The sequence below is a fragment of the Xanthomonas sp. WHRI 1810A genome (genome assembly GCF_040202885.1).
GTDB lineage: Bacteria > Pseudomonadota > Gammaproteobacteria > Pseudomonadales > Pseudomonadaceae > Aquipseudomonas.
Genome location: NZ_JBEGED010000014.1, coordinates 14,587 through 38,950 on the forward strand (window position 1 = coordinate 14,587; position 24,364 = coordinate 38,950).

A 24,364-nucleotide genomic window follows, 5' to 3' on the forward strand; every position below is an offset into this window, starting at 1 on the left:
AGCGCGCTCCTACAAGGGTCGCGTGACGCTGATTACATCGGCGGCTGGAAGCCGTCTTTGCCCACCGCTACACCGCGTGCGGTCTTGCCGTCTTCACCCGGGAACACCACGACTTTCGCGCCTTTGACCAGTTGCTCGGTCTTGCCTGGCTCAACGTAAGCAATCGGCACGTCAGTCGGCACCATCAACTGCTTCTCGCCGCCCTTGTAGCCCACGGTCAGGGTGCGGCCATTGGCCTTGGCCAGTTTGCCCACGGTGCCGTTGGTCATGGTGCCGGTGCTGCCGTCAGCGTTTTCCCAACCGTAGTGCCCTTCGCCGCTGCCCTTGAGGCTCGGTTCGAACACGGTCACTTCCAGCGCTTTCAGCGAGCCGTCAGCCTGCGGGATCGCCGCCGAACCAATGAAGCTGTCAGCCTTGATCGAATCGATGTCGGTTTTCGAGACCAGACGAATGCCGGTCTTGTCGGTCAGGCCGATGGTCTGGTGCGCGCCGGAGCGGGTAGTGAACAACAGGGTGTTGTTGTCAACGCTGTCGACCGTGCCGCGCAGTGGCTTGACCACCGGCATGTCAGCGGCTGCGGCCAGGACAGAGGCGCTGAGCAGCAGCACGCCGAACGTGGTGGACAGGGCAGTCTTCATAGTCATGTGACGATTCCTTGTGGTTGGTGTGCAGCCATCCTCTACCCGCAACCGGGACCACACAATGACCGCCGGATTACATTTTTGTCATTCGCCGGAGCGCTCCCATCAATGACAAAAATGTAACCGACGCCGCCGGCCCGGTTGGTTAAACTCCAAGCCCGACGCGGTGTGCAGCGACCCCGCCACACACTTGCGTGAACCGAGCGCCCCCAAGACGATGCACATTCTGCTGATCGAAGACGACACTAAGACCGGGGAGTACCTGAAGAAGGGCCTCGGCGAATCCGGCTACAAAGTGGACTGGACCCAGCACGGCGCCGACGGCCTGCACATGGCGCTGGAGTTCACCTACGACCTGATCGTGCTGGACGTGATGCTGCCCGGTATCGACGGCTTTCAGATCATCGAAGTGCTGCGGGCGCGGCAGGACGTGCCGGTGCTATTCCTCACCGCCCGTGATCAGCTGCAGGACCGGATCCGCGGGCTGGAGCTGGGCGCCGACGATTACCTGGTCAAGCCGTTTTCCTTCACCGAACTGCTGCTGCGCATTCGCACCATCCTGCGCCGGGGCGTGGTCCGCGAAGCCGATCACTTTCACGTGGCGGACCTTGAGCTGGACCTGCTGCGCCGTCGCGTCACCCGCCAGCAACAAGTGATCGTGCTGACCAACAAGGAGTTCGCGTTGCTGCATCTGTTTCTGCGCCGGGAGGGCGACGTGTTATCCCGCGCGCAAATCGCCTCGGAAGTCTGGGACATGAACTTCGACAGCGACACCAACGTGGTGGACGTGGCGGTCAAGCGCCTGCGCAGCAAGGTCGACCTGCCCTACCCCGTCAAGCTGATCCACACCGTGCGCGGCATCGGTTATGTGTGCGAGGTGCGGCCATGCGGACCCGACGCCAACCTTCCCTGACCCTGCGCTCGACCCTGGCCTTTTCCCTGGTGGCGATGCTCGCCGTGGCCGGCGCCGGGCTGTATCTGTACGCGTCGATGAAAGCCCAGGTTTTGCAGCGCAGCGACCATGCGGTGCTGGCGCGACTCGACCACTTCCGCAAACTGCTGCACTACGACGTGACCCTGGACAAGCTGCAGGGCAGCCCGCAGATTTTCGAAAACATGCTGGACAGCGAAGACGACATTTTCATCATCGGCGAGCCGGGTCAGGCGCCGGTGATCATGGTCAACCCGCTGCACGCGACACTGCCCGAGCTGCCGGTCATCGAACAAGGTGTGCCGCTGGCTGAAAGCGACTTGCGCAGCGGTTTGTCGCCATCCGGCGTGCCCCTGCGCGCGGCCACGGTGCAGACCACCTCCGACGGACGCAACGTGCACCTCACCGCCGCCCACATCATGGTCAAGGAAATGGCCATGCTCAGTGAATTCCGTCAGCGTATTTATCTGGCCGTGCTGCTGGCGTTCCTGATCAGCGCAGTGCTCGGTTACGCCCTGCTGCGCCGGGGGTTGCGCCCTTTGCGGCGAATGGCTGCCCATGCCGCGGACATCACCCCGGCGCGCCTGGACAGCCGGATGAACAGCGAAGACACGCCGGTGGAATTGCAGCAGTTGAGCGACGCCTACAACGCGATGCTGGATCGGCTGGCCAACGGGTATCAACGGCTGATGCAGTTTTCCGCCGATCTGGCCCACGAGATCCGCACCCCGGTGGGCTCGTTGATGGGGCACTGCCAGGTCGCCCTGCGCCAGGCCCGCAGTGCCGATGAGTATCAGGCGTTGCTGGCCTCCAATCTGGAAGAGCTTGAGCGGATTTCGCGAATGGTCGAGAGCATCCTGTTTCTGGCCCGGGCCGATGAAGCGCAGGCGGTGCCCGAGCGGCAGCCGCTCTGCCTGCGGGACGAACTGGAGCGCATTGGCGAGTATTTCGAAGGCCTGGCCGAAGAGCGGCAACTGGCGCTGCACACCTCGGGCGACGCCACCGTCGACGCCGACCCGCTGCTGCTACGCCGCGCGCTGAGCAATCTGGTGGCCAACGCGATTCGTTATGCCGACGCAGGCAGCGACATCCTGATGCGGGTGGTCAGTACGCCTGGCGAGTGCCGGATCGAAGTGGAAAACCAGGGCCCGGTGCTGACCGATGCGGCGCTGGGCAAGCTGTTCGACCGCTTCTACCGGGGCGACGCCTCCCGCCACCAGAGCTCGGATTCCAACGGACTCGGCCTGGCGATCGTGGCGGCGATCATGCAGTTGCACGGCGGGACGGTCAGTGTGAAGCAGCCAAGACCGGGACGGATCTGTTTTGCGTTGGTGTTTCCGAAGACCTGAAGAACCAGACTGTAGGAGCGCGCTTGCCCGCGATAAAGTTGAGCAGACGATAAAAATGCGTTGGATGTACCACCGCAATCGCGGGCAAGCGCGCTCCTACAGGAGTGCGCAACAGCCAGCTACGTCACCCCGCCTTCTTGGTGTGCGCAATCTCCAGTTTGTAAAAAGTCGCCGCCCCGCCTTCGGTGGCGTACCCGGTGTTGTCCTGGGTGTACACGCCCGCCTTGAAATACAACTGCTTGCCGCTCCAGGTGCTGTCCAGTTTGGCGGTCCACTGCATCTCGGCGGCGTTCACCGTCAGGCTGCCGGTCTGGGTCAGATGGATGGTGTAGGTGAAACGGGTGTTGAGCAGCACCCCGGTGGCGACCTGAATCACCTCGACTTCGGAGGTCGGCGTGCGGCGAAATTTAACGACGATGTTGCCGTTGCCCAGTTTCTCCTTGTACTGGTATTCCAGCTTGATCAGCGGCTCGGTGCTGCCGTAACAGTGAATCTGCCCGATCACGATCTTGCCGGTGGACGGCACCTGATCCACTTCCAGCGCCGCGCGCAGAAAGTTATCGGCCTGGGAATACTCCCAGTTGTACACCGCCCCGCTGGCCTGGGTTTCCCGCAGTTCGGTGCGTGGGTAAATCGCGTTGTCGGTTTTTGAGCCCGTGACAGGCGCCCAGAAAAACAGCGTGCTTCCGGAGCGGAAGTAACCATCCTGATAACCGGCCACGAGGGCTGGCGTACTGATGATGGTGGCCGGCGTGCCGACCGGCACGGACAGGTTCCAGGTGGCGAGGTCGATCATGATGCGCTCGTGGGTGCGGCATGCGCACCAGCAAAGGGATGTGTCTGGAACAATGCTTTGCGCACCGTTCGTGTCGCCCTTGCTATCGGCTGAATCGTTTTTTTGATGACCAGTAACGCCGGTCAACTGACGTCAATAACATGGCTAAAAGCGGTCATCTTCGCTCAAGTGCCAGTACTGCGATATCACTCGACAGCAGTTCTCTTCGCGTACCTATTTGAACGATCGGACGGCGGGTATGGCTGTCCGCCCAGCTGGGCGCCGCCAAGTTTTTGAACATCGACAACACGGAAATCTGAAATCAGTTCCGCAGCGGACTTAACTGCCCGACGAACGGTTCGTGATATTTACCCTGTAGGAGCGAACTTGTTCGCGAAAAGGCCCTTACAGATACCGGATTAGCCGCTTCGCCAACAAGTTGGCCCCTACAGAGCCGGGCTCCTGCGGCGACCGGCCGCACCACCGTTCAGCGTCTTTTCATTTGACGAACCTGCTTTGTTACAGGATATTAATAGTTAGCAGCCTAATAATACTGAGACTAACCATTAACCTCCTATCAAATCCTGTCGACACACGCATTCAGTGGCACCTTTTATGACTATCGATACCTTGCAGATGCACATCACCGGCGGTGTAGTCGCGGCTTCGCGCCAGTGGCGCCGGGTGTGCCACACCACCCTGAGCAGCTACGGCATTTCCGAGGCGTGTGCCGGGCCGTTGCTGATGATTGCCCGGCTGGGCACCGGCGTGCGTCAGGTCACTGTTGCCCAGGCCTGCGGCCTGGAAAGCCCGTCGCTGGTGCGCTTGCTCGATCAACTGGGCGCGGCCAATCTGGTGTGCCGCACCGAAGACCCCACCGACCGCCGCGCCAAATCCCTGAGCCTGACCGAGCAAGGCAGCGCACTGGCGCAGTCGATCGAAGCCGAATTGATCCGTCTGCGCCGTGAGGTTTTCGGCCATCTGGACCCCGCCGACCTGGAAGCCGCCCTGCGCGTGATCAAGGCGTTTTCCGACGCCACGCCCAGCTCGGCGGTGACGCCGTCTTGAGTACCACTGCCAACAAGGCCGCCGACGGCCAGGGCTTTTTCAGCAGCGACTTTTTCAAGGGCGTGCCCCCGGCCCGGGACTGGTTCTACGGCGTACGCACCTTCGGCGCCTCGATGCTGGCGCTGTACATCGCCCTGCTGATGGAAATGCCGCGTCCTTATTGGGCGATGGCCACGGTGTATATCGTCTCCAGCCCCTTCGTCGCGCCCACCAGTTCCAAGGCGCTGTACCGCGCCGCCGGGACGTTCCTGGGCGCCGCGGCTTCGGTGATCCTGGTGCCGATGTTCGTGCAGACGCCGTTTTTGCTGGCGGTAGTGATCGCGCTGTGGACCGGCACCCTGCTGTTTCTGTCGCTGCACCTGCGCACCGCCAACAGTTATGCCCTGATGCTGGCCGGCTACACCATGCCGCTGATCTCGTTTCCGGTGGTGGACAACCCGCAGGCGGTGTTCGACATCGCGGTGTCCCGTACCGAAGAAATCTTCCTCGGCATCATCTGCGCCGCCGTAGTCGGCAGCATGTTCTGGCCACGACGCCTGGCGCCGGTGCTGGTGGATTCCCTGGGCAAGTGGTTCAACGACGCCGCCGCCTACAGCGATCTGTTCCTGTCGCGCAGTTCCACCCCGGAAGCCGTCGGCACGTTGCGCACCGCCATGGTCGGCACCTTCAACAGCCTGGAGCTGATGATCGGCCAGCTGCCACACGAGGGCGCGCATAAACAGCGGGTGCGCAACGCCAAGGAACTGCGCGGGCGGATGATCCACCTGCTGCCGGTGATCGATGCGCTGGACGACGCGCTCTGGGCGCTGGAGCGGCGTACGCCGGAACTGGTGGCAGATCTGGCGCCGTTGCTGATCGAAACCCGCGACTGGCTGGAACAGACGTCGGAAGGCGCACCGATCACGTACTGGAAAGTGCTGCACCGCGAGCTCGACCGCCTGCAGCCCACCCCGGCGCAGCTCGATGACCGGCGACAGTTGCTGCTGTCCAACGCGCTGTTTCGACTGGTTGAATTCATCGACCTGTGGCAGGACTGCCGCAGCCTGCAACACGCCATCGCCACCGACCAGCACACCGCCTGGAAACCGGTCTACCGCCACTGGCGTCTGGGTCGCCTGTCACCGTTCCTCGACAAGGGGATGATGCTGTATTCGGTCCTGACCTCGGTCAGCGCGATCATCGTGGCGTCGGTGCTGTGGATCCTGCTGGGCTGGCAGGATGGTGCCAGCGCCGTGGCCCTGGCCGCAGTGTCCTGCAGTTTCTTCGCGGCCATGGACGACCCGGCGCCGCAGATCTACCGGTTCTTTTTCTGGACGCTGTTGTCGGTGGTGTTCGCCAGCCTGTACCTGTTCGTGGTGCTGCCCAACCTGCACGACTTCCCGATGCTGGTGCTGGCCTTTGCCGTGCCGTTCATCTGCGTCGGGACACTTACCGTCCAGCCCAGGTTCTATCTCGGCACGCTGCTGACCATCGTCAACACCTCGTCGTTCATCAGCATCCAGAGCGCCTACGATGCGGACTTCTTGAACTTCATCAATTCCAACCTGGCCGGGCCTGCCGGACTGGCGTTTGCCTTCGTCTGGACGCTGATCGTGCGGCCCTTCGGCACGGAACTGGCGGCCAAGCGCCTGACCCGTTTCAGCTGGCGGGACATTGTCGCCCTCAGTGAGCAAGCCAGCCTGGCCGAGCATCGACGCATGGGCGTGAGGATGCTCGACCGGTTGATGCAGCACTTGCCGCGCCTGACGATCACCGCGCAGGACACCGGGATCGCGGTGCGCGAACTGCGCGTCGCGTTGAACATGCTCGATCTGCTGGCGTACATGCCCCGGGTGCACGCCGCGCCGCGTCAATTGCTGCGGCAGGTGACCACCGACGTCGGCGGCTACTTCCGCGCCTGTCTCAAGGCCGGCGAGCGCCTGCCGGCGCCCAAAGGGCTGCTGATGACCATGGACCGCGCGCGCCGCGCCCTGAGTTTTGACGCCCTGGGCGACGATCAGGCCCGCCTGCAATTGCTGCACGCCTTGAGCGGCCTGCGCCTGGCGTTGCTACCGGGGGTGGAGATCGTGGACGCCGTCGCCGAGCAGGAAGAACAACCGCCGTATGGCATCGACGGAGCACCTCTATGATCGGAGATCTGGACGTCGGCGGGATTTTCCTGCCCACGTTTCTGGCCCTGATGGGCATCGCTTACCTGATTTTCCTGGTGGTGCACGCCGTGTTGTCACGGACCCACTTCTACCGCCTGGTCTGGCACCGGGCATTGTTCAACGTCGGTCTATACGCCCTGCTGCTGGGCGCCGTGGATACACTCAGTCGATACCTGATGAAATGAAAAAACCCCTACTCACATTGGGCCGCGTGGTCCTGACCCTGCTGGTCATCCTGTTCGCCGCCATCGTCGTCTGGCGGATGGTGATGTATTACATGTACGCCCCGTGGACCCGCGACGGGCATATCCGCGCCGACGTGATTCAGGTCGCCCCCGACGTGTCCGGGCTGATCCAGAAAGTCTCGGTCACCGACAACCAGGTGGTGCGCAAGGGCGATGTGCTGTTCACCATCGACCAGGACCGCTTCCGTCTGGCGTTGCGTCAGGCCCAGGCCACCGCTGCCGAACGCAAGGAATCCTGGGAACAGGCCCAGCGCGAGAACCGGCGCAACCGTGGCCTGGGCAATCTGGTCGCCCGCGAGCAACTGGAAGAAAGCCAGTCCAGGGAAGCTCGCGCGTTGTCGGCCCTGAACGAAGCCCAGGTGATGGTGGATGCAGCGCAGCTGAACCTGGACCGCTCGGTGATTCGCAGCCCGGTGGACGGTTACCTCAACGACCGCGCGCCTCGCGATCACGAATTCGTCACCGCGGGCCGCGCCGTGCTGTCGGTGGTGGACGGCAATTCGTTTCACATCGACGGCTACTTTGAAGAGACCAAGCTGGACGGCATCCACATCGGCTCCGGGGTCGACATCCGCGTGATCGGTGACAACGCGCGGCTGCGCGGTCACGTGGTGAGCATCGTGGCGGGCATCGAAGACCGCGACCGCAGCAGCGGCTCCAACCTGTTGCCCAACGTCAACCCGGCCTTCAGCTGGGTGCGGCTGGCGCAGCGGATTCCGGTGCGCATCGCGTTCGACGAAGTGCCGGCGGACTTTCGCATGATCGCCGGGCGCACCGCCACGGTGTCGATCCTCGACGATGCCGCCATGGCCACCCGCGGCGACAAGACCGTCACCGAGACAGGAGCCGTCAAATGAAACACAGCGCGCGCCTGCTGACGGTCGGACTGGGCTTGTTGCTGTCGGCGTGTACGGTGGTGGGCCCGGATTACCAGCTGCCCAAGGACGCGGCGGTCAATCGCCCGGACTTGCAGGGCGAGCTGGCGGGCCAGTCGGCGAACGTGGTCTCGGCCCCCGTCCCCGAAGACTGGTGGAAGCTGTATCAGGACCCGAAATTGAATGAGCTGGTGCGCCAGGCGCTTGTGTCCAGCACGGACCTGCGGGTGGCCGCCGCGAACCTGCAGCGGGCGCGCTACCAGTCCGCCGAGGCCGATGCCGCCGGCGGGTTCACCAGCACCGGCAAGGTGGCCGTTCAACGGATTCAGGAAGCCGGGCAGGCCTACTTGCTGCCGGAGAAAGTGCCGGTGAGCAACGTCGGCGATGTGGGCCTGACGACGTCGTATCAATTTGACTTATTCGGCGTGCTGCAGCGGGGGATCGAAGCGGCCCAAGCCAATACCGATGCCGCCCAGGCAGCCGCCGATACCGCGCGCATCACCTTGGTCGCCGACGTGGTGCGGGCGTACACCCAGGTGTGTGCCGCCAATGAAGAGCACGGCATTGCCCTTGAATCGGTCAACCTGCAACAGCAGAGCCTGTCCCTGACCCAGCGCCTGCGCGATGCCGGGCGTGGCGACGAGACTCAGGTCACCCGCTCGCAAACCCAGTTCAGGTCCCTGCGCGCTGACCTGCCGCGCTACCAGGCGGCGCGCCAGGCAGGGCTGTATCGCCTGTCGATGCTGCTGGCCAAACCACTGAATCAATTGCCCACCGGCGTGGCCGAGTGTGCTGAACTGCCGCACATTGCCCAGGTGATGCCCGTCGGCGACGGCGCCGCGCTGCTCAAACGTCGTCCCGATGTGCGCCAGGCCGAACGCCGGTTGGCCATGTCCACCGCTGGCATCGGTGTCGCCACCGGTGAGTTGTACCCGGACATCAGCATTGGCGCGACGGTGGCCACGGTCGGGATTCTCGACGAGCTGGGCGATCCGTCCACCAACCGCTGGGGCTTTGGCGGGGTGATCAACTGGACCATCCCGTCCAACGGCGCCCGCGCCCGGATTCATATTGCCGAAGCGTCGAGTCAGGCCGCACTGGCCCGTTTCGACGGCGTGGTGCTGAACGCCATTCGCGAAGCCCAGACCGGTCTGTCGCAATACACCGCGCTGCTGGAACGCCGCGACGCCCTGGCCGATGCCGAACAGTCCGCGCAACAGGCGGCGGACCAGACGCACCGCTTCTTTCAGGCCGGACGCGACTCCTTCCTCGCCGACCTGCAAGCGACCCGCACCTACACCGACGTCCGCGCCCAACTGGCCGCCGCCAACACGCAAGTGGCCATGGGGCAGATCGACTTGTTCCTGGCGCTGGGCGGGGGGTGGGAAGGGAGTGGCGAGCAAGCGAGAAAATAACGCCGAAACAGATTTTGTTGGAGCGAGGCTTGCCCGCGAAGAGGACGCCGCGGTACATCAGACAAACCGGGGTGCCAACTTCGCGGGCAAGCCTCGCTCCAACAAGATTGGTGTCCGGCGCGAGCTTTTCACTTGTAGCTTGCAGCTCGTAGCTCGTAGCTGCCTTCATGCAATTGAACCCCGCCGCCCATCCACTGCCAGACATTCATCACCCCCTTATTTGCAGGAGCCACCATGCGCACCCTCGAACTGGCAGGCAAAACCGTTCCCGTCATCGGCCAGGGCACCTGGCACATGGGCGAAAAAAGGCAGGAACGCGAGGCCGAAGTGTCAGCGCTCAAACTCGGCATGGAGCTTGGCCTGACGCTGATCGACACCGCCGAGATGTACGCCGAAGGCGGCGCGGAAGAGGTGGTCGGCCAGGCCATCGCCGGTCAGCGGGACAAGGTCATGCTGGTGAGCAAGGTCTACCCGCACAACGCCAGCCGCCTGGGCATTACCCAAGCGTGCGAACGCAGCCTCAAACGGATGAACACCGACTACATCGACCTGTATTTGCTGCACTGGCCGGGCCAGTACCCGCTGGAAGAAACCGTGGAGGCCTTCGAGCGCCTGCGCGACGCGGGCAAGATCGGCCGCTGGGGCGTGTCCAATTTCGACGTGTCCGACATGCTCGAGCTTGATAATTCGGCCTGCGCCACCAATCAGGTGCTGTACAACCCCGAGGAGCGCGGCATCGAGTACGACCTGTTGCCGTGGATGCAGAACGTCGACATGCCGCTCATGGCGTACTGCCCGATTGGCCAGGCCGGCCACCTGCTGAAAAACCCTGCCCTGCTGGAAGTCGCCGAACGCCACGACGCCACCCCGGCGCAGATCAGCCTGGCGTGGGTGCTGCGGCAGGACGGCGTGATCGCGATTCCCAAGGCCGTGAGCCCCGAGCACATTGCGCTCAATGTCGATGCAGCGCGGATCGAACTGAGCATCGACGACGAGCTGCTGATCGACAAAGCCTGGCCCGCGCCGCACCGCAAGCAGCGGTTGTCGATGGTGTAAGCCCGACACAGACCTTGTAGGAGCGCGCTTGCCCGCGATTGCGGTGGGTCAGTGGACCTGTTTTTCTCAGGAAGGCCGTCATCGCGGGCAAGCGCGCTCCTACAGTCGGCAGTGGTACTCGCTCTAACAACCGTCACAAAACTGTCAAAACCGCTTGCGATGATGCGGATGTCGATCTGTGCCTGCCTCTCTGGGCACCCTCCCGCAGCGAGCCTCCATGAACCCACGCATCGCCCCCCATCAGGACTCCGACCTGTTCGGCCTTCTTTACGCCTTCCGCTTTCGCCCGGAAGAGCCGGGGCACGAGGTGGCGTCCACCGAGGCGCTGGCATGCCTGCAAACGCCCGGCGAACCCAACGAATTCGTATGGCTGCACCTGAACCTCGCCCACGCCGGCTGCGAACGCTGGCTGAAAACCAGGCTTGATCTGCCCGATGAATTTTTCGAAGCCCTGCACGAAGGCTCGCGTTCAACGCGCATCGAGCACGTGGATTCGGCGCTGCTGGCAGTGGTCAACGATGTGGTGTTCGATTTCAACCGCGTCTCCACCGACATCGCCACCTTGTGGGTGTGCGTGCGCAGCGGAATGCTGATCACCGCGCGCCATCACCCGCTGCGGTCGGTGGACAAGCTGCGCGCCTCGGTCAAGCACGGCGAACTGTTCCGCTCGCCCCTGGAATTGCTCGCCCATCTGCTGCGGGACCAGAGCGACGTGCTGTCGCAGTTCATGCGCCAGACCAGCATCAGCGTGGACAAGATCGAGGACCAGTTGCTGTCCCAGCGCCTGAGCAACAACCGCTCGGAGCTGGGCGCCATGCGTCGGGTGCTGGTGCGCCTGCAACGGCTGCTGGCCCTGGAACCGGGCTCGCTGATGCGCCTCTTGCACAAGCCGCCACACTGGTTGCTGGAAGAGGATTTGCAGGAGCTGCGCCAGTCCACCGAGGAGTCGGCGCTGGTGATCAGCGACCTCACAGCGCTGGGGGAACGCATCAAGCTGCTGCAGGAAGAAATCGCCGCCAACCTCAACGAACAGAGCAGCCGCACCCTCTTCACCCTGACCGTGGTCACCGTCCTGGCCCTGCCGATCAACATCGTGGCGGGGTTTTTCGGGATGAACGTCGGCGGCATCCCCCTGGCCAGCGATCCCCATGGGTTCTGGGTGCTGGTGGCGTTGGTGGCGACGTTTACGGTTATTGCGGGGCGGTGGGCGTTTCGGAAGAGTCGGGAGTGAGCTAGCGGCTCCCACCGCCATCCAACACGATCCATGTCCCAAGCCTTCACTGTCCTGCCATTGATGGCCTGACGCCTGCGTTCGAAGATGTCAGCGCCACCTGCCTGGCCATGATGTCTTTACCGTGAGCGCCCCCATGACTCCAATAAGAACCCTCTACGACAAACACATCGACTCACACACCGTGTGCACTCTTGATGATCAGGGCCATGTCCTGTTGTACATCGACCGTCAGGTCATCAACGAATACACCAGCCCGCAAGCGTTCAGCGGTTTGCGCGAAGCCGGGCGGGATGTCTGGCGGCCGGAGACGGCGCTGGCCGTGGTCGATCACGTCAACCCCACCGCGCCGCAACGCGTGGCCGCCATGGCCGATGCCGGCGGCGCACTGCAGGTGTCGTACCTGGCGCAGAACTGCGAAAAATTCGGCATCGAGCTGTTCGACGTGCTGGACAAGCGCCAGGGCATCGAACACGTCATTGCCCCTGAACAGGGCTTCATTCTGCCGGGCATGGTGATTGCCGCCGGGGACAGCCATACGACCACCTATGGCGCGCTGGGGGCGTTCGGTTTTGGCATCGGCACCTCGGAAATTGAACACCTGCTGGCCTCCCAGACGCTGGTCTACAAACGCCTGAAAAGCATGCGGGTGACGGTGGACGGCGACCTGTCCAAAGGCCTCACTTCCAAGGACGTGATCATGGCCCTGATCGGCAAGATCGGTGCGTCGGGCGCCACCGGATACGCCATCGAATTCACCGGTTCGACCATTGCGGGGCTGAGCGTCGAGGCGCGGATGACCATCTGCAACATGGCCGTCGAAGCCGGCGCGCGCGGTGCGTTCATGGCCCCGGACGAGAAAGTGTTCGCGTATCTGAAAGACAAACCCCGAACGCCCAAGGGCGAGTTGTGGAACCGGGCCGTGGCCAGCTGGCAGCAGTTGCACAGCGACCCCGGCGCGGTGTTCGACCGGGAAGTCCGGCTGGATGCCCGGGACCTGCAACCGATGGTGACCTGGGGCACCAGCCCGGACCAGGCCGCCGCCATTGGCGCCCGCGTGCCGGACCCGGACGCCATCGCCGATCCGATCCTGCGCCAGGACATGCGCCGCGCCCTCACCTACATGGGCCTGGAGGCCGGCATGGCGCTCAGCGCCATCGTCATCAGCCACGCGTTTATCGGCTCGTGCACCAACGCGCGGATCGAGGATTTGCGTGACGCGGCCCAGGTCGTGCGCGGCAAGCAGGTGGCCGGGCATGTGCGGGCGATGATCGTGCCGGGTTCTACCGCAGTGCGGGACCAGGCCGAAGCCGAAGGGCTGGCGACGATCTTCCGTGACGCAGGCTTTGAATGGCGCCAGTCCGGCTGTTCGATGTGCCTGGCGATGAACGACGACGTAATGGCCCCCGGCGACCGCTGCGCCTCCAGCACCAACCGAAATTTCGAAGGCCGCCAAGGCGCCGGCGCACGCACCCATTTGATGAGCCCGGCGATGGTGGCGGCCGCTGCCATCACCGGGCATCTGACCGACGTTCGCATTTTGCAAGGGAGTCTCTGACATGCAGCCATTCACCCACGTCAGCGGCAAGGCCGCACCGATGCTCGCCGCCAACGTCGACACCGACGTGATCATGCCCAAGCAGTTTCTCAAAGGCATCGACCGGGCCGGACTGGACCGAGGGCTGTTTTTCGACCTGCGCTTTCTGCCCGATGGCGAGCCTGACCCGGCCTTCATCCTCAACCAGCCGGCCTGGCAGGGCGCGGTCTTCCTGGTGGTCGGGCCGAATTTTGGCTGTGGTTCCAGCCGTGAACACGCGGTGTGGGGGCTCAAGCAGATGGGCATCCGCGCGCTGATCGGCAGCCGTTTCGCCGGGATTTTCTACGACAACTGCCAGCGCAACGGGGTGCTGATCATCACCCTGGACGACGCGCAGATTCAGGCGTTGGGGCGCGTGGTCAGTCAGCCCGACACGGCGCAGATCGAGGTGGATTTGCCGCAGCAACAGATTCGCCTGGCGGACGGTCGGGTGATGGCGTTTCAGATCGATGCCTTGCGCAAGGACGCCCTGCTGTCGGGGCTGGACGCGATCGGCAGCACCTTGCAGCGCAGCGAACAGATCCGCGCGTTCGAGCTGCGGCACCTGGCGGACAATCCGTGGTTGGGGTGATCTGATAGCGCACGCCTGCTTCTGCCGAAGGCGTGGGAGCTCGGCTTGCCAGCGATCGGCCGGGAACCGGTCGCAAAATCACTTATCTCGACTTGACTGACACAACGGGTTGAAGGGATTTGCTGCCGGTTCCCGGCAGATCGTCAGCAAGCTGGACTCCCACGGCCTCCGGCCAGAATCAGAACAGCGGCGGTGGCCGCCCCCTACAACGACAACCCCCGAAAATGCGCCTGCAGAAACTCCACGCACACGCGCAATTTTCCTGAGTTGGCCAGCCGCGTCGGGTACACCGCCCAGACGTTGGCGCTTTCGGTGCAGTCCGGCAGCACTTGCACCAGCCGGCCCTGGTCCAGAAACGGTTTCACGTCCCACAACGAACGCTGAAACACCCCACGCCCATCAAGCCCCCACTGCAGCACGATCTCGCCGCTGTTGGACGACAGCGGCCCGCTGACCCGCACGCTCTCCCGAACGCCGTCCCGCTCCACGTGCCAGATGCCGAACGCGTTGTCGCGCTCCTTGATCACCAAGCAATCGTGCTGCTCCAGATCACTCAACTGCTGCGGGACACCGCGCCGCTCAAGGTAGGACGGCGCCGCACAGAGCACCCGGCGATTACTGACCAACTGGCGGCCGATGTGCTGTCCGGGAATGTCATCCCCCACACGAATCTCCAGATCGAAGCCTTCGTTGACGATGTCCACCACCCGGTCGAACAGGTCCAGGCGTATCTCCAGCTCCGGGTACTGCTCGGCCAGCCGCGAGACGGCCGGCGCCACCTGATTGCGGCCGAAGCCGAAGGAGCTGCACAGGTGCAGACGGCCGCGAGGCTCGGAATGGGCGTCCGCCAGTTCGTCGTGCAGCCGCTGGAAATCTTCAAGAATGCGCACCGCCCAACGCTGCACCCGCTCGCCGTCTTCGGTCAGCGCTACACGGCGGCTGGTGCGGTGCAGCAGGCGCGTGGCGAGGGTGCTTTCGAGGATCTGGATGCGTTTGCTGACGTACGCCGGCGACAGCCCCAGCTCATCGGCCGCAGCGGCGAAACCGGCCTTGCGGATCACGGTCAGGAACACCCGCAGGTCTTCGGGCAGCGGCGCGATTTCTTTCTTTGAGGTCATGCGGGTTCTGTCTGGTAGGGAATGAAAACGCCCTTTGTAGGAGCGCGCTTGCCCGCGAAAGCGTTATTTCTGAACCCAATGGTGTGAATGACACACCGCGTTCGCGGGCAAGCGCGCTCCTACAGGATCGCGTCCGCCGCAGAATAACACCGGAGCTTCAGCCGAGCGCATGCCCCCCCGATATCGCACCATATCTCCAAACGATCTAAAAATATGGAATTCGGTTCTTTTGCGGAATAAATCTCAGGCTCTATAAATACACCCCTTAGACACAGCCATCGATTTCGCTTGAAGGAACGCTCATGGATGTTTTCTGGTTTCTACCGACTCACGGCGACGGCCATTATCTGGGGACCACCAAGGGCGCGCGCCCGGTGACCCTGAACTACTTGAAGCAAGTGGCCCAGGCCGCCGACAGCCTCGGTTACCACGGCGTGTTGATTCCGACTGGTCGCTCGTGCGAAGACTCCTGGGTGATCGCCTCGGCCCTGGTGCCGCTGACCGAACGCTTGCGCTATCTGGTGGCGATTCGTCCGGGGATCATTTCCCCGACGGTTTCGGCGCGCATGGCGGCCACGCTGGATCGTCTGTCGGGCGGCCGTTTGCTGATCAACGTCGTGACCGGCGGCGATCCGGACGAAAACCGCGGCGATGGCAGCTTTCTCGATCACGCCGAACGCTACGAAGTGACCGATGAATTCCTGCAGATCTGGCGTCGCGTGCTTCAGGGCGAAGCGGTGGATTTCGAGGGCAAACACCTGCGCGTGCAGAACGCCAAAGCGCTGTACCCGCCGATCCAGAAACCCTATCCGCCGCTGTACTTCGGCGGATCCTCGGAAGCGGCCCACGAGCTGGCGGCCGACCAGGTGGACGTGTACCTGACCTGGGGCGAGCCGCCTGCCGCAGTGGCCGAAAAGCTGGCGGACATCCGTGAACGTGCCGCGCGCAAGGGCCGCACCGTGAAGTTCGGCATTCGTTTGCACGTGATCGTGCGCCAGACCAGCGAAGAAGCCTGGAAAGCGGCGAGCACCCTGATCGAGCACATCAGCGACGAGACCATTGCTGCTGCGCAAAAATCCTTCTCCCGTTTCGACTCCGAAGGTCAACGCCGCATGGCCGCGCTGCACGACGGCCGCCGCGACAATCTGGAGATCGCGCCCAACCTGTGGGCCGGCGTCGGCCTGGTGCGTGGCGGGGCTGGCACGGCGCTGGTGGGCAATCCCGAAGAAGTGGCCGCGCGGATCAAGGAATACGCGGACCTGGGCATCGACAGCTTCATTTTCTCGGGCTATCCGCACCTGGAAGAAGCCTACCGCTTCGCCGAACTGGTGTTCCCGCTGCTACCCGAGCCGTACCGCAGCCTGGCGGGCGGTGGCCTGACCAACCTGACCGGCCCGTTCGGCGAAATGATCGCCAACGACTTGCCGCCGCACAAGTAATGCCGGGAGCCGACCAGCCCTGTGGGAGCGGACCTGTCCGCGAAGAGGCCAGTACATCCGACGCCGTTTTGGCGTCTGGACTACTGCATTCGCGGACAGGTCCGCTCCCACGGGACTGAAGCTCACAACCTTCAGTTCAAAAGTGATCCCCCCATGCAGCTACTGACCCTACCGCCCTCGCCCGCGCTGGCGACTTCAATCCGTGCCACGGCGCAGGTGTTCGAGGACCCGAAATCACAGGCACTGCTGGCCCACGTGCAGCAGGTGGCACCCAGCGAAGCCAGCGTGTTGATCATCGGCGAAACCGGCACCGGCAAAGAGTTGATCGCGCGGCATATCCACAACCTCAGCGCGCGTCGCCATCGCCCGTTCGTGGCCGTCAACTGCGGGGCGTTCTCTGAATCACTGGTGGAGGCCGAGCTGTTCGGTCACGAAAAAGGCGCGTTCACCGGCGCCCTGACCGCCAAGGCCGGCTGGTTCGAAGAGGCCAACGGCGGCACCCTGTTTCTCGATGAAATCGGCGATCTGCCCATGGCGATCCAGGTCAAACTGCTGCGCGTACTGCAGGAGCGCGAGGTAGTGCGCCTGGGTTCACGCAAGAGCACGCCCATCGACGTGCGAGTGCTGGCGGCCACCAACGTGCAGCTGGAACGCGCCATCAACGCCGGGCATTTCCGCGAGGACCTGTATTACCGGCTCAACGTGGTCAATCTGGAACTGCACACCCTGCGCGAACGACCCGGCGACATCATGCCGCTGGTGCGTCACTTCATTCAGGTCTACAGCCAGCGCATGGGCTACGGGCCGATTCGTTTAACCGCCGAAGCCGAGCATAAGCTCAAGACCTACAGCTGGCCCGGCAACATTCGCGAGCTGGAAAACGTCATTCACCACACGCTGCTGATCTGCCGGGACGGCGTGATCGAGCGCGATGATTTGCGCCTGTCGAACCTGCGCATCGAACGCCAGGACGAGGCCGCGCCGGTGGATGACTCGACCCAGGCCCTGCTCGAGCGTGCGTTTCAACGATTGTTCGAAGAACAGGCCGGCGCGCTGCACGAAAAGGTTGAGGACGCATTACTGCGCGCCGCGTACCGCTTCAGCCACTGCAACCAGGTGCACACCGCCGGGCTGCTGGGCCTGAGCCGCAACGTCACCCGCGCGCGCCTGATCAAAATCGGGGAGCTGGCGGTCAACAAACGCCGGTCCGGCGAACAGCAGCAGGGTGATCGGCTGCTGCATTTATCGGTCTGATCGTTCACACGCGGGCTGAATGGTTGGAGCGAGGCTTGCCCGCGAAGCTGACACCTCGGTTTGTCTGATGCACTGCGGTGCTCTCTTCGCGGGCAAGCCTCGCTCCAACAGGTTTATGGGTCGCCCGCGAGAGGGCCGTCCTGACTGATCAGCAGTTACCTTGGCCAGCCAATGTGCTCGCCAGCGCCTTGGCCTGCAGCGCCACATCGGTCACGGCGGTGCTTTCCCACCACTGGCCGCGCAGCGGCGGGCCCATGGCGAACAATCGCTTGGACACCCTGCCGTCAGCATCCCGCACAGCGCCGCTCGGGTCGGCGGCGATGCCCAGCGCCAACGGGCCCGGCTGAACCAGTCCGCGGGCCAGCAACTGCCGGGGCAGCGGCCGATCCACGCGGCGCCAGTCGTATTGAATGCCCGTGGAGTTGATTAGCGCTTCGCCTTTAATCAGGGTCGGTGCCGACTCGCCCCGGCGGCGCACCCGAATCGCCACTGACGCGCCGTCCGAAGGCTCGAGCCCCAGCAGGCACGCAGCGTGAACCGTCAGCCGCCCCTCCTCCACCAACCGGGCCAGCAAAGCCGCACTGGGCGGCGGCGAACGGTGGTGATGGCTCTCCCACCACGGCCGAACATGGCGTACGAATTGTCGGCGTTGCCGGTCAGTCGCCTGACTCCACAGCCTGGGAATATGCACTCGCACCGTGTCCAGCGGTGCCTGCCAGTCGATGCCTTGAGCCAGGGCCAGCGCGCATTGCTCGCGCAACGCCCGCACCAGTTGCCGCGTACTGCGCAGGCTAGGGTCGGCGCCGAGGAAATCCGGCCACGCCGGCGGTTGCCGGCGCACATGGGGCAGCAGTCCGTGGCGGGAGAACACCTCGATGGGGCCGCGATGCCCTGCTTGTTCCAGGGACACCACGGCGTCGACCATGGTCAGGCCCGATCCAATGATCAGCACACGGCCCAGGGGATCGAGCCCGCGCATGGCGCTCACGTCCCAGGGGTCGACCGCAGCGGCATTGAGCTCGTTGGCGTCCCGTTGCGGGGTGCGGGCGGCGGCAAACATGCCGGTCGCCAGCACGCCGAAGGCACCGCGCAACCGTGTGCCGTCCGCCAGGGTGATGTCCACGCCGCCCGCATCTGTCACCAGATCAACGGCCTCGCCCCGCACGTGCTCGACGGTGGAGCCATGGGCCGCGCCGATCACTTGCGCTTCGGCCAGACGTTGCTGCACGTACAGGCCGAAAGTGCCCCGGGGCGGGAACAATTCGGCCACCGGCACGTGCTGCTCATCGGACTCCGGCCAACCGCCCGCGGCAATGAAACCGGTCAGCCACTGGGTGAGGTCGCTGGCGTTGTCCGGATCGACGCTCATGCGCGCAGCGTTGCCGTTCAGGGTGTGGCCCAGTTCGGTGGCGCTGTAGGCTTCGCCGCGGCCGACTTCGCGGCGGGGCTCGATGATCACGATCCGCCGCCGGCCCGGCAGGCGCAGCAGTTGAACCGCCAGCATCGTACCGCTCAGCCCACCCCCCACAATCAGGATGTCAGCGGCCAGTCGAGGGGTGTCAGAGGTCATGGGGTATCGCCTTGGGGTCTTTTTTAAGGTGGCGCGGCTGTTGCGTATGGTGAGCGCGGAGCGGGTTTCAGACAAGACAGCGTTTCGCCGCTCAGGCAGCAAACATTCGTCGTGAGGACTGTGCACGGGGCATGCCGGATTTGGTGCAGTGTTGGGTGGGATATGGCGGGAGGGTCGGCAGGAAAATTCAGCAGAGTGTTGAATGGGTGTTGCGGGGGAGACAGTTGCGCACCGTTCGTACGAAGCCTGTGGGAGGGAGCTTGCTCGCGAAAAACTGTGCATTCAACAAAAAGCCCTGCGCCTGTACCCGTGTCATCGCGAGCAAGCTCCCTCCCACCCATGGCAGGCGCCGGCTAAATCACCACATTCCTGACAAACCGCACGAGCACATCCCCTTCGTTGCTGAACGCATGGGCCTGGTCGCTGGCGAACATCAGGAAATCCCCGGGCGCCAGCCGCTGAACCTGATCGGCGACGGTCACGGTCAGGGCACCTTCGATCACGTAAAGCTGCACGCTCCAGCCTTCCGGGTCGGCTTCGCAGGCGTAGGTTTCGCCGGGCGCCAGGCTGAATGCCCACAGCTCGACTTCGCGCCGCGCCGTGGCCTTGGCCAGCAGCACCGCCCTGCTCCCCGGCAGCGCGCCGGCCCAGGCGAGCTCGTTGATTCGGCTGGCGTCGCGCTGGTCCGGCGCCTGAATCAGGTCGCTGAACGCCACCGCCAGGGCGTCGGCCACCCGGTCGAGGGTCGCCAGGCTGACGTTGGTCTCGCCCGCTTCAATGGCCACCAGCATCCGTCGGCTGACCCCGGACGTTTCTGCCAGCGCGGTCTGGCTGAGCCCCGCGTCACGACGCAAACGCCGAACGTTGAGGCTGACGTGTTGCAACACCGGTGGCCGTGGGGGGTTGTCTTTGTGCACTGTCAGAACCTGCGAGTGAGTTCGCCCATATCAACCCGATCTGCGCGCTACGCCTTGCGCTTCATGTCCAGCCGCCGCAAATGGCAGGTCACTTCTTCGCGGTCGTGGTACAGCTGTTTGCAGCCGATGGCGACCTTGACGCCCCGCGCCTTGAAGCCTTCTTCGATGCGGTCCAGCAGCCGGCGCACTTCGGCGTAACGCTGCTTCATCGGCAACTTGAGGTTGACCACCGCTTCCCGGCACAGGCCCTCGCCCAGCCAGGTTTCCAGCAAGGCGGCGTTGCGCGCCGGCTTCTCGACAATGTCGCAGACCATCCAGTCCACCGGCTGACGCGGCTTGTAGGTAAAGCCATCAGCCATCAAGTGCTGGACCAGACCGGTGTCCATCAGGCTTTCGGCCATGGGACCGTTGTCGATGGCGGTCACCAGCATCCCGCGCCGCACCAGTTGGTAGGTCCAGCCACCGGGCGCTGCGCCCAGATCGACGCCGGTCATGTCGCCCGACAGACGTTCATCCCACTGATCGCGCGGGATGAAATGATGCCAGGCTTCTTCCAGCTTCAGCGTCGAGCGGCTCGGCGCTTCACGGGGGAACTTCAGGCGGGGAATGCCCATGGGCCACATGGCCGAATTATCGGCCTCCGCCAGCCCGAGAAACACTTCGCGACCGCTCTTGAAGGTCAATAACAGACGCGGCAGGCCGGGGTTGTCCACCAGCTTGCCCGCCTGCATCAGGGCCTTGCGCAGCGGCGCTTCGAACTTGCGGCAAAACGTGGACAGCTCCTTGCCATCATTGGTGTCCACCACTTCCAGCCACACACTGCCGCAGGTGGCGAAATCGGCCATGTGCGCCAGAATGACGCTGATGCGGTCGGTTTCCGGCAGCTCCAGAAACACGCCCCGCGCCCATTGCCGAGGGAAAATCAGGTCCATGAAACGCACGCTGTGCATCAGGCGTTCGGCGCCGCCTTCTTCGGTGCAGACGAACTCGGCGTACGCCGCACTGGTCTTGGCCTTGGCGTAACCGGCGACGTCCAGGCGCGCCGCGTGCTCGCTGATTTCCGAGCAGACTTCGCTTTCAAAGCCCGGTCGGCAATGCATAAACAGGGTGTTCATTGGAGCTCCTCTGCGCGGGCCAAACCGCTGTCTGGCGCGACTTATAGGTGAGGATAAACCTCAGAGACACAAAAGCGGCGCATGATAGCCCAATCAGGAACCACTGGCTCGGCTTGCAGGTCCAGTACTACACAAGCCGCCGTCCAGAGCGTTCGTGTCAATCGTTCACCCCTGTTTTGGTTTGTCCGATTCCCCCAGGTCCGTGCCGTGCGGACTCGTCAAGGAGTTACTTCATGCCCTCCCTCAATAGCCTGAAAAGCCTTAAAACACTCGACGTCAACAACAAGACCTACCACTACTTCAGTTTGCCCGACGCCGCCAAATCCCTCGGCTACCTGGACAAGCTGCCCATGTCACTCAAGGTGCTGCTGGAAAACCTGCTGCGCTGGGAAGACAACAAGACCGTCACCGGTGAAGACCTGAAATCCATCGCCGCGTGGCTGACCGAGCGCAAATCCGATCGCGAAATCCAGTACCGACCTGCCCGCGTCCTGATGCAGGACTTCACCGGCGTGCCGGCAGTGGTCGACCTCGCCGCCATGCGCGCGGCGGTGGCCAAGGCCGGTGGCGATCCGCAGCGTATCAACCCGTTGTCGCCGGTGGACCTGGTGATCGACCACTCGGTGATGGTCGACAAGTTCGGCGATGCCGAGGCGTTTGGTGAAAACGTCGACATCGAAATGCAGCGCAACGGCGAACGCTATGCTTTCCTGCGTTGGGGCCAGAGCGCCTTCGACAACTTCAGCGTGGTGCCGCCGGGCACCGGGATCTGTCACCAGGTCAACCTGGAATACCTGGGCCGCACCGTGTGGACCAGGGAAGAGGACGGCCGCACCTACGCCTTTCCGGACACGCTGGTCGGTACCGATTCCCACACCACCATGATCAACGGCCTGGGCGTACTGGGCTGGGGCGTCGGCGGCATCGAGGCCGAAGCCGCCATGCTCGGCCAGCCGGTGTCGATGCTGATCCCCGAAGTGATCGGCTTCAAACTGCTGGGCAAGCTCAACGAAGGCATCACCGCCACTGACCTGGTGCTGACCGTTACCCAGATGCTGCGCAAGAAAGGCGTGGTCGGGAAATTCGTCGAATTCTATGGCGATGGCCTGGCCGATCTGCCCTTGGCCGACCGCGCCACCATCGGCAACATGGCCCCGGAATATGGCGCGACCTGCGGTTTCTTCCCGGTGGACGACGTGACCCTGGATTACCTGCGCCTGTCGGGCCGTCCACCTGAAACCGTCGCGCTGGTCGAAGCCTATTGCAAGGCGCAGGGCCTGTGGCGTCTGGCGGGTCAGGAACCGGTGTTCACCGATGCCCTGGAGCTGGACATGAGCACCGTGGTCGCCAGCCTTGCCGGGCCGAAACGCCCGCAGGACCGCGTCGCACTGCCCGATGTCGGCCAGGCGTTCGATGACTTCCTCGGCCTGCAACTCAAGCCCAGCAAGCACGAAGAAGGTCGTCTGGAGAGCGAGGGCGGCGGCGGTGTCGCGGTGGGTAACGCGGCTCAGGTCGGCGAAGCGGACTACGAGTACGAAGGCGCCAAATACCGCCTGAAAAACGGTGCCGTGGTCATCGCCGCGATCACGTCCTGCACCAACACCTCCAACCCCAGCGTGATGATGGCGGCGGGTCTGCTGGCCAAGAAGGCGGTGGAGAAAGGTCTGCAGCGCAAGCCGTGGGTCAAGAGTTCGCTCGCGCCGGGCTCCAAAGTGGTCACCGATTACTACAAGGCCGCCGGGCTGACGCAATACCTCGACGCTTTGGGCTTTGATCTGGTCGGGTACGGCTGCACGACCTGCATCGGCAACTCGGGCCCGCTGCGCGATCCCATCGAAAAAGCCATTCAGCAGTCGGACCTGACCGTGGCGTCGGTGCTGTCCGGCAACCGCAACTTCGAAGGCCGGGTTCATCCACTGGTGAAAACCAACTGGCTGGCCTCGCCGCCGCTGGTGGTGGCCTACGCGCTGGCCGGCACCGTGCGCACGGATTTGAGCAGCGAACCCCTGGGCGAAGGCAGCGACGGCCAGCCGGTCTACCTGCGCGACATCTGGCCCACCAGCCAGGAAATCGCCGACGCGGTGCAGAAAGTCGACACCGCGATGTTCCACAAGGAATACGCCGAAGTGTTCGCCGGTGACGCCAAATGGCAGGCCATTGAAGTGCCACAGGCCGCGACGTACGTGTGGCAGGAGGATTCGACCTACATCCAGCATCCGCCGTTCTTCGATGACGTCGCTGGCCCGCTGCCGGTCATCGCCGATGTCAGTCAGGCGCGGGTGCTGGCAATACTGGGCGACTCGGTCACCACCGACCACATCTCCCCCGCCGGCAACATCAAGGCCGACAGCCCGGCCGGGCGCTACCTGCGCAGCAAGGGGGTCGAGCCCAAGGACTTCAACTCCTATGGCTCGCGGCGTGGCAACCACGAAGTGATGATGCGCGGCACCTTCGCCAACATCCGCATCCGCAACGAAATGCTGGGCAACGAAGAAGGCGGCTTCACCCTGCACGTGCCCACCGATGAAAAACTGCCGATCTACGACGCGGCCATGCGTTATCAGCAGGAAGGCACGCCGCTGGTGGTGGTCGCGGGGCAGGAATACGGCACCGGGTCGAGCCGTGACTGGGCAGCCAAGGGCACCAACCTGTTGGGGGTCAAGGCGGTGATCGCTGAAAGCTTCGAGCGCATTCACCGTTCCAATCTGGTCGGTATGGGCGTTCTGCCCCTGCAGTTCAAGGGCGGCCAAAGCCGCAAGACGCTGGGGCTGACCGGCACCGAGACCCTCGACATCACCGGCCTGACCGGCGCGACGCTGCAACCGGGCATGACCCTGACCCTGCTCATCACCCGTGAAGACGGGGCGTCGGAACGTGTCGATGTGCTGTGCCGGATCGATACCCTGAATGAAGTGGAATACTTCAAGGCAGGCGGGATTCTGCACTACGTGCTGCGCCAACTGATCGCGTCTTGAGTCATGGTCCTCGCCTGTCCCCCGGGCGAGGACTGTTTTACCGGCAAGCCCGCTGTGTCAGATATGCCCTAC

20 protein-coding genes are annotated in these 24,364 nt (G+C 63.8%); 14 read left to right on the forward strand and 6 right to left on the reverse strand.

Features of this window, described 5'->3' with window-relative positions; genetic code table 11:
* Positions 1-32 precede the first annotated feature (32 nt).
* Positions 33-644, reverse strand: a complete 612-nt coding sequence (locus ABQX22_RS19615; protein ID WP_349801512.1) for a hypothetical protein — start codon at positions 642-644, stop codon at positions 33-35.
* Positions 645-858: 214 nt separating this feature from the next.
* On the opposite strand from ABQX22_RS19615, the gene ABQX22_RS19620 reads away from it, so the two are divergent.
* Both ABQX22_RS19620 and ABQX22_RS19625 read left to right on the forward strand, forming a co-directional pair.
* The gene (locus ABQX22_RS19620) at positions 859-1,554 is read left to right on the forward strand and encodes a heavy metal response regulator transcription factor (protein WP_349801513.1); all 696 of its coding nucleotides are present in this window, start codon (positions 859-861) and stop codon (positions 1,552-1,554) included.
* On the forward strand, positions 1,527-2,921 hold the full coding sequence (locus ABQX22_RS19625) for a heavy metal sensor histidine kinase (RefSeq protein ID WP_349801514.1): 1,395 nt from the start codon (positions 1,527-1,529) through the stop codon (positions 2,919-2,921). Before ABQX22_RS19620 ends, ABQX22_RS19625 begins: the two co-directional genes overlap by 28 nt.
* A 124-nt stretch (positions 2,922-3,045) precedes the next feature.
* On the opposite strand, the gene ABQX22_RS19630 is transcribed toward ABQX22_RS19625, so the two are convergent.
* Positions 3,046-3,717: a polysaccharide lyase family 7 protein gene (locus ABQX22_RS19630; RefSeq protein ID WP_349801515.1), complete on the reverse strand. Its 672-nt coding sequence runs from the start codon at positions 3,715-3,717 to the stop codon at positions 3,046-3,048.
* 594 nt (positions 3,718-4,311) lie between these two features.
* On the opposite strand from ABQX22_RS19630, the gene ABQX22_RS19635 reads away from it, so the two are divergent.
* The 9 genes from ABQX22_RS19635 to leuD all read left to right on the forward strand — a co-directional run bounded on the left by ABQX22_RS19635 (position 4,312) and on the right by leuD (position 13,904).
* Positions 4,312-4,764, forward strand: a complete 453-nt coding sequence (locus ABQX22_RS19635) for a MarR family winged helix-turn-helix transcriptional regulator (RefSeq protein ID WP_349801516.1) — start codon at positions 4,312-4,314, stop codon at positions 4,762-4,764.
* The gene (locus ABQX22_RS19640; protein WP_349801517.1) at positions 4,761-6,893 is read left to right on the forward strand and encodes an FUSC family protein; all 2,133 of its coding nucleotides are present in this window, start codon (positions 4,761-4,763) and stop codon (positions 6,891-6,893) included. The genes ABQX22_RS19635 and ABQX22_RS19640 overlap by 4 nt, the downstream gene beginning before the upstream one ends.
* The gene (locus ABQX22_RS19645) at positions 6,890-7,099 is read left to right on the forward strand and encodes a DUF1656 domain-containing protein (protein ID WP_349801518.1); all 210 of its coding nucleotides are present in this window, start codon (positions 6,890-6,892) and stop codon (positions 7,097-7,099) included. The genes ABQX22_RS19640 and ABQX22_RS19645 overlap by 4 nt, the downstream gene beginning before the upstream one ends.
* On the forward strand, positions 7,096-8,016 hold the full coding sequence (locus tag ABQX22_RS19650; RefSeq protein WP_349801519.1) for an HlyD family secretion protein: 921 nt from the start codon (positions 7,096-7,098) through the stop codon (positions 8,014-8,016). Before ABQX22_RS19645 ends, ABQX22_RS19650 begins: the two co-directional genes overlap by 4 nt.
* A complete protein-coding gene (locus tag ABQX22_RS19655; protein WP_349801520.1) occupies positions 8,013-9,449 on the forward strand; it encodes an efflux transporter outer membrane subunit in 1,437 nt (478 codons plus the stop codon). Before ABQX22_RS19650 ends, ABQX22_RS19655 begins: the two co-directional genes overlap by 4 nt.
* A 234-nt stretch (positions 9,450-9,683) precedes the next feature.
* Positions 9,684-10,505 carry an aldo/keto reductase gene (locus ABQX22_RS19660; protein ID WP_349801521.1) on the forward strand — a complete coding sequence of 274 codons (822 nt, stop codon included), beginning with the start codon at positions 9,684-9,686 and terminating at the stop codon, positions 10,503-10,505.
* 217 nt (positions 10,506-10,722) lie between these two features.
* Positions 10,723-11,736 carry a transporter gene (locus tag ABQX22_RS19665; RefSeq protein WP_349801522.1) on the forward strand — a complete coding sequence of 338 codons (1,014 nt, stop codon included), beginning with the start codon at positions 10,723-10,725 and terminating at the stop codon, positions 11,734-11,736.
* Between the two features lie 136 nt (positions 11,737-11,872).
* The gene (leuC, locus tag ABQX22_RS19670; protein ID WP_349801523.1) at positions 11,873-13,294 is read left to right on the forward strand and encodes a 3-isopropylmalate dehydratase large subunit; all 1,422 of its coding nucleotides are present in this window, start codon (positions 11,873-11,875) and stop codon (positions 13,292-13,294) included.
* Between the two features lies 1 nt (position 13,295).
* Entirely contained in the window at positions 13,296-13,904 is a 609-nt protein-coding gene (gene leuD / locus ABQX22_RS19675) for a 3-isopropylmalate dehydratase small subunit (protein WP_349801524.1), read from the forward strand.
* A 203-nt stretch (positions 13,905-14,107) separates the two neighbouring features.
* Here leuD and ABQX22_RS19680 read toward each other — a convergent pair whose 3' ends face one another.
* Positions 14,108-15,022 carry a LysR substrate-binding domain-containing protein gene (locus ABQX22_RS19680; protein ID WP_349801525.1) on the reverse strand — a complete coding sequence of 305 codons (915 nt, stop codon included), beginning with the start codon at positions 15,020-15,022 and terminating at the stop codon, positions 14,108-14,110.
* Between the two features lie 302 nt (positions 15,023-15,324).
* On the opposite strand from ABQX22_RS19680, the gene ssuD reads away from it, so the two are divergent.
* Together ssuD and ABQX22_RS19690 are read left to right on the forward strand one after the other, a co-directional pair.
* Entirely contained in the window at positions 15,325-16,461 is a 1,137-nt protein-coding gene (gene ssuD, locus ABQX22_RS19685) for an FMNH2-dependent alkanesulfonate monooxygenase (RefSeq protein ID WP_349801526.1), read from the forward strand.
* Positions 16,462-16,614: 153 nt separating this feature from the next.
* On the forward strand, positions 16,615-17,715 hold the full coding sequence (locus ABQX22_RS19690) for a sigma-54 interaction domain-containing protein (RefSeq protein WP_349801527.1): 1,101 nt from the start codon (positions 16,615-16,617) through the stop codon (positions 17,713-17,715).
* A gap of 148 nt (positions 17,716-17,863) precedes the next feature.
* On the opposite strand, the gene ABQX22_RS19695 is transcribed toward ABQX22_RS19690, so the two are convergent.
* The 3 genes from ABQX22_RS19695 to rlmM all read right to left on the reverse strand — a co-directional run bounded on the left by ABQX22_RS19695 (position 17,864) and on the right by rlmM (position 21,317).
* On the reverse strand, positions 17,864-19,285 hold the full coding sequence (locus ABQX22_RS19695; protein ID WP_349801528.1) for an FAD/NAD(P)-binding protein: 1,422 nt from the start codon (positions 19,283-19,285) through the stop codon (positions 17,864-17,866).
* 353 nt (positions 19,286-19,638) lie between these two features.
* The gene (locus tag ABQX22_RS19700; RefSeq protein ID WP_349801529.1) at positions 19,639-20,202 is read right to left on the reverse strand and encodes a helix-turn-helix domain-containing protein; all 564 of its coding nucleotides are present in this window, start codon (positions 20,200-20,202) and stop codon (positions 19,639-19,641) included.
* A 47-nt stretch (positions 20,203-20,249) separates the two neighbouring features.
* Positions 20,250-21,317, reverse strand: coding sequence for a 23S rRNA (cytidine(2498)-2'-O)-methyltransferase RlmM (rlmM, locus tag ABQX22_RS19705; protein WP_349801530.1), 1,068 nt, complete (start codon positions 21,315-21,317; stop codon positions 20,250-20,252).
* Positions 21,318-21,550: 233 nt separating this feature from the next.
* Between rlmM and acnA the strand changes: the two genes are divergently transcribed.
* Complete coding sequence (gene acnA / locus ABQX22_RS19710; protein ID WP_349801531.1) at positions 21,551-24,292, forward strand: aconitate hydratase AcnA; 2,742 nt, start codon at positions 21,551-21,553, stop codon at positions 24,290-24,292.
* Positions 24,293-24,364: the final 72 nt, after the last annotated feature.

Excerpts from the sequence above, each read along its gene's own strand:
- ABQX22_RS19620 (WP_349801513.1), top strand. The coding sequence starts at position 859 with ATGCACATTCTGCTGATCGAAGACGACACTAAGACCGGGGAGTACCTG.
- ssuD (WP_349801526.1), top strand. The coding sequence starts at position 15,325 with ATGGATGTTTTCTGGTTTCTACCGACTCACGGCGACGGCCATTATCTG.
- ABQX22_RS19655 (WP_349801520.1), top strand. The coding sequence starts at position 8,013 with ATGAAACACAGCGCGCGCCTGCTGACGGTCGGACTGGGCTTGTTGCTG.
- ABQX22_RS19630 (WP_349801515.1), bottom strand. The coding sequence starts at position 3,717 with ATGATCGACCTCGCCACCTGGAACCTGTCCGTGCCGGTCGGCACGCCG.
- ABQX22_RS19690 (WP_349801527.1), top strand. The coding sequence starts at position 16,615 with ATGCAGCTACTGACCCTACCGCCCTCGCCCGCGCTGGCGACTTCAATC.
- leuD (WP_349801524.1), top strand. The coding sequence starts at position 13,296 with ATGCAGCCATTCACCCACGTCAGCGGCAAGGCCGCACCGATGCTCGCC.
- ABQX22_RS19625 (WP_349801514.1), top strand. The coding sequence starts at position 1,527 with ATGCGGACCCGACGCCAACCTTCCCTGACCCTGCGCTCGACCCTGGCC.
- ABQX22_RS19650 (WP_349801519.1), top strand. The coding sequence starts at position 7,096 with ATGAAAAAACCCCTACTCACATTGGGCCGCGTGGTCCTGACCCTGCTG.
- ABQX22_RS19665 (WP_349801522.1), top strand. The coding sequence starts at position 10,723 with ATGAACCCACGCATCGCCCCCCATCAGGACTCCGACCTGTTCGGCCTT.
- ABQX22_RS19660 (WP_349801521.1), top strand. The coding sequence starts at position 9,684 with ATGCGCACCCTCGAACTGGCAGGCAAAACCGTTCCCGTCATCGGCCAG.
- ABQX22_RS19635 (WP_349801516.1), top strand. The coding sequence starts at position 4,312 with ATGACTATCGATACCTTGCAGATGCACATCACCGGCGGTGTAGTCGCG.
- leuC (WP_349801523.1), top strand. The coding sequence starts at position 11,873 with ATGACTCCAATAAGAACCCTCTACGACAAACACATCGACTCACACACC.
- ABQX22_RS19645 (WP_349801518.1), top strand. The coding sequence starts at position 6,890 with ATGATCGGAGATCTGGACGTCGGCGGGATTTTCCTGCCCACGTTTCTG.
- rlmM (WP_349801530.1), bottom strand. The coding sequence starts at position 21,317 with ATGAACACCCTGTTTATGCATTGCCGACCGGGCTTTGAAAGCGAAGTC.
- ABQX22_RS19695 (WP_349801528.1), bottom strand. The coding sequence starts at position 19,285 with ATGACCTCTGACACCCCTCGACTGGCCGCTGACATCCTGATTGTGGGG.
- acnA (WP_349801531.1), top strand. The coding sequence starts at position 21,551 with ATGCCCTCCCTCAATAGCCTGAAAAGCCTTAAAACACTCGACGTCAAC.
- ABQX22_RS19680 (WP_349801525.1), bottom strand. The coding sequence starts at position 15,022 with ATGACCTCAAAGAAAGAAATCGCGCCGCTGCCCGAAGACCTGCGGGTG.
- ABQX22_RS19615 (WP_349801512.1), bottom strand. The coding sequence starts at position 644 with ATGACTATGAAGACTGCCCTGTCCACCACGTTCGGCGTGCTGCTGCTC.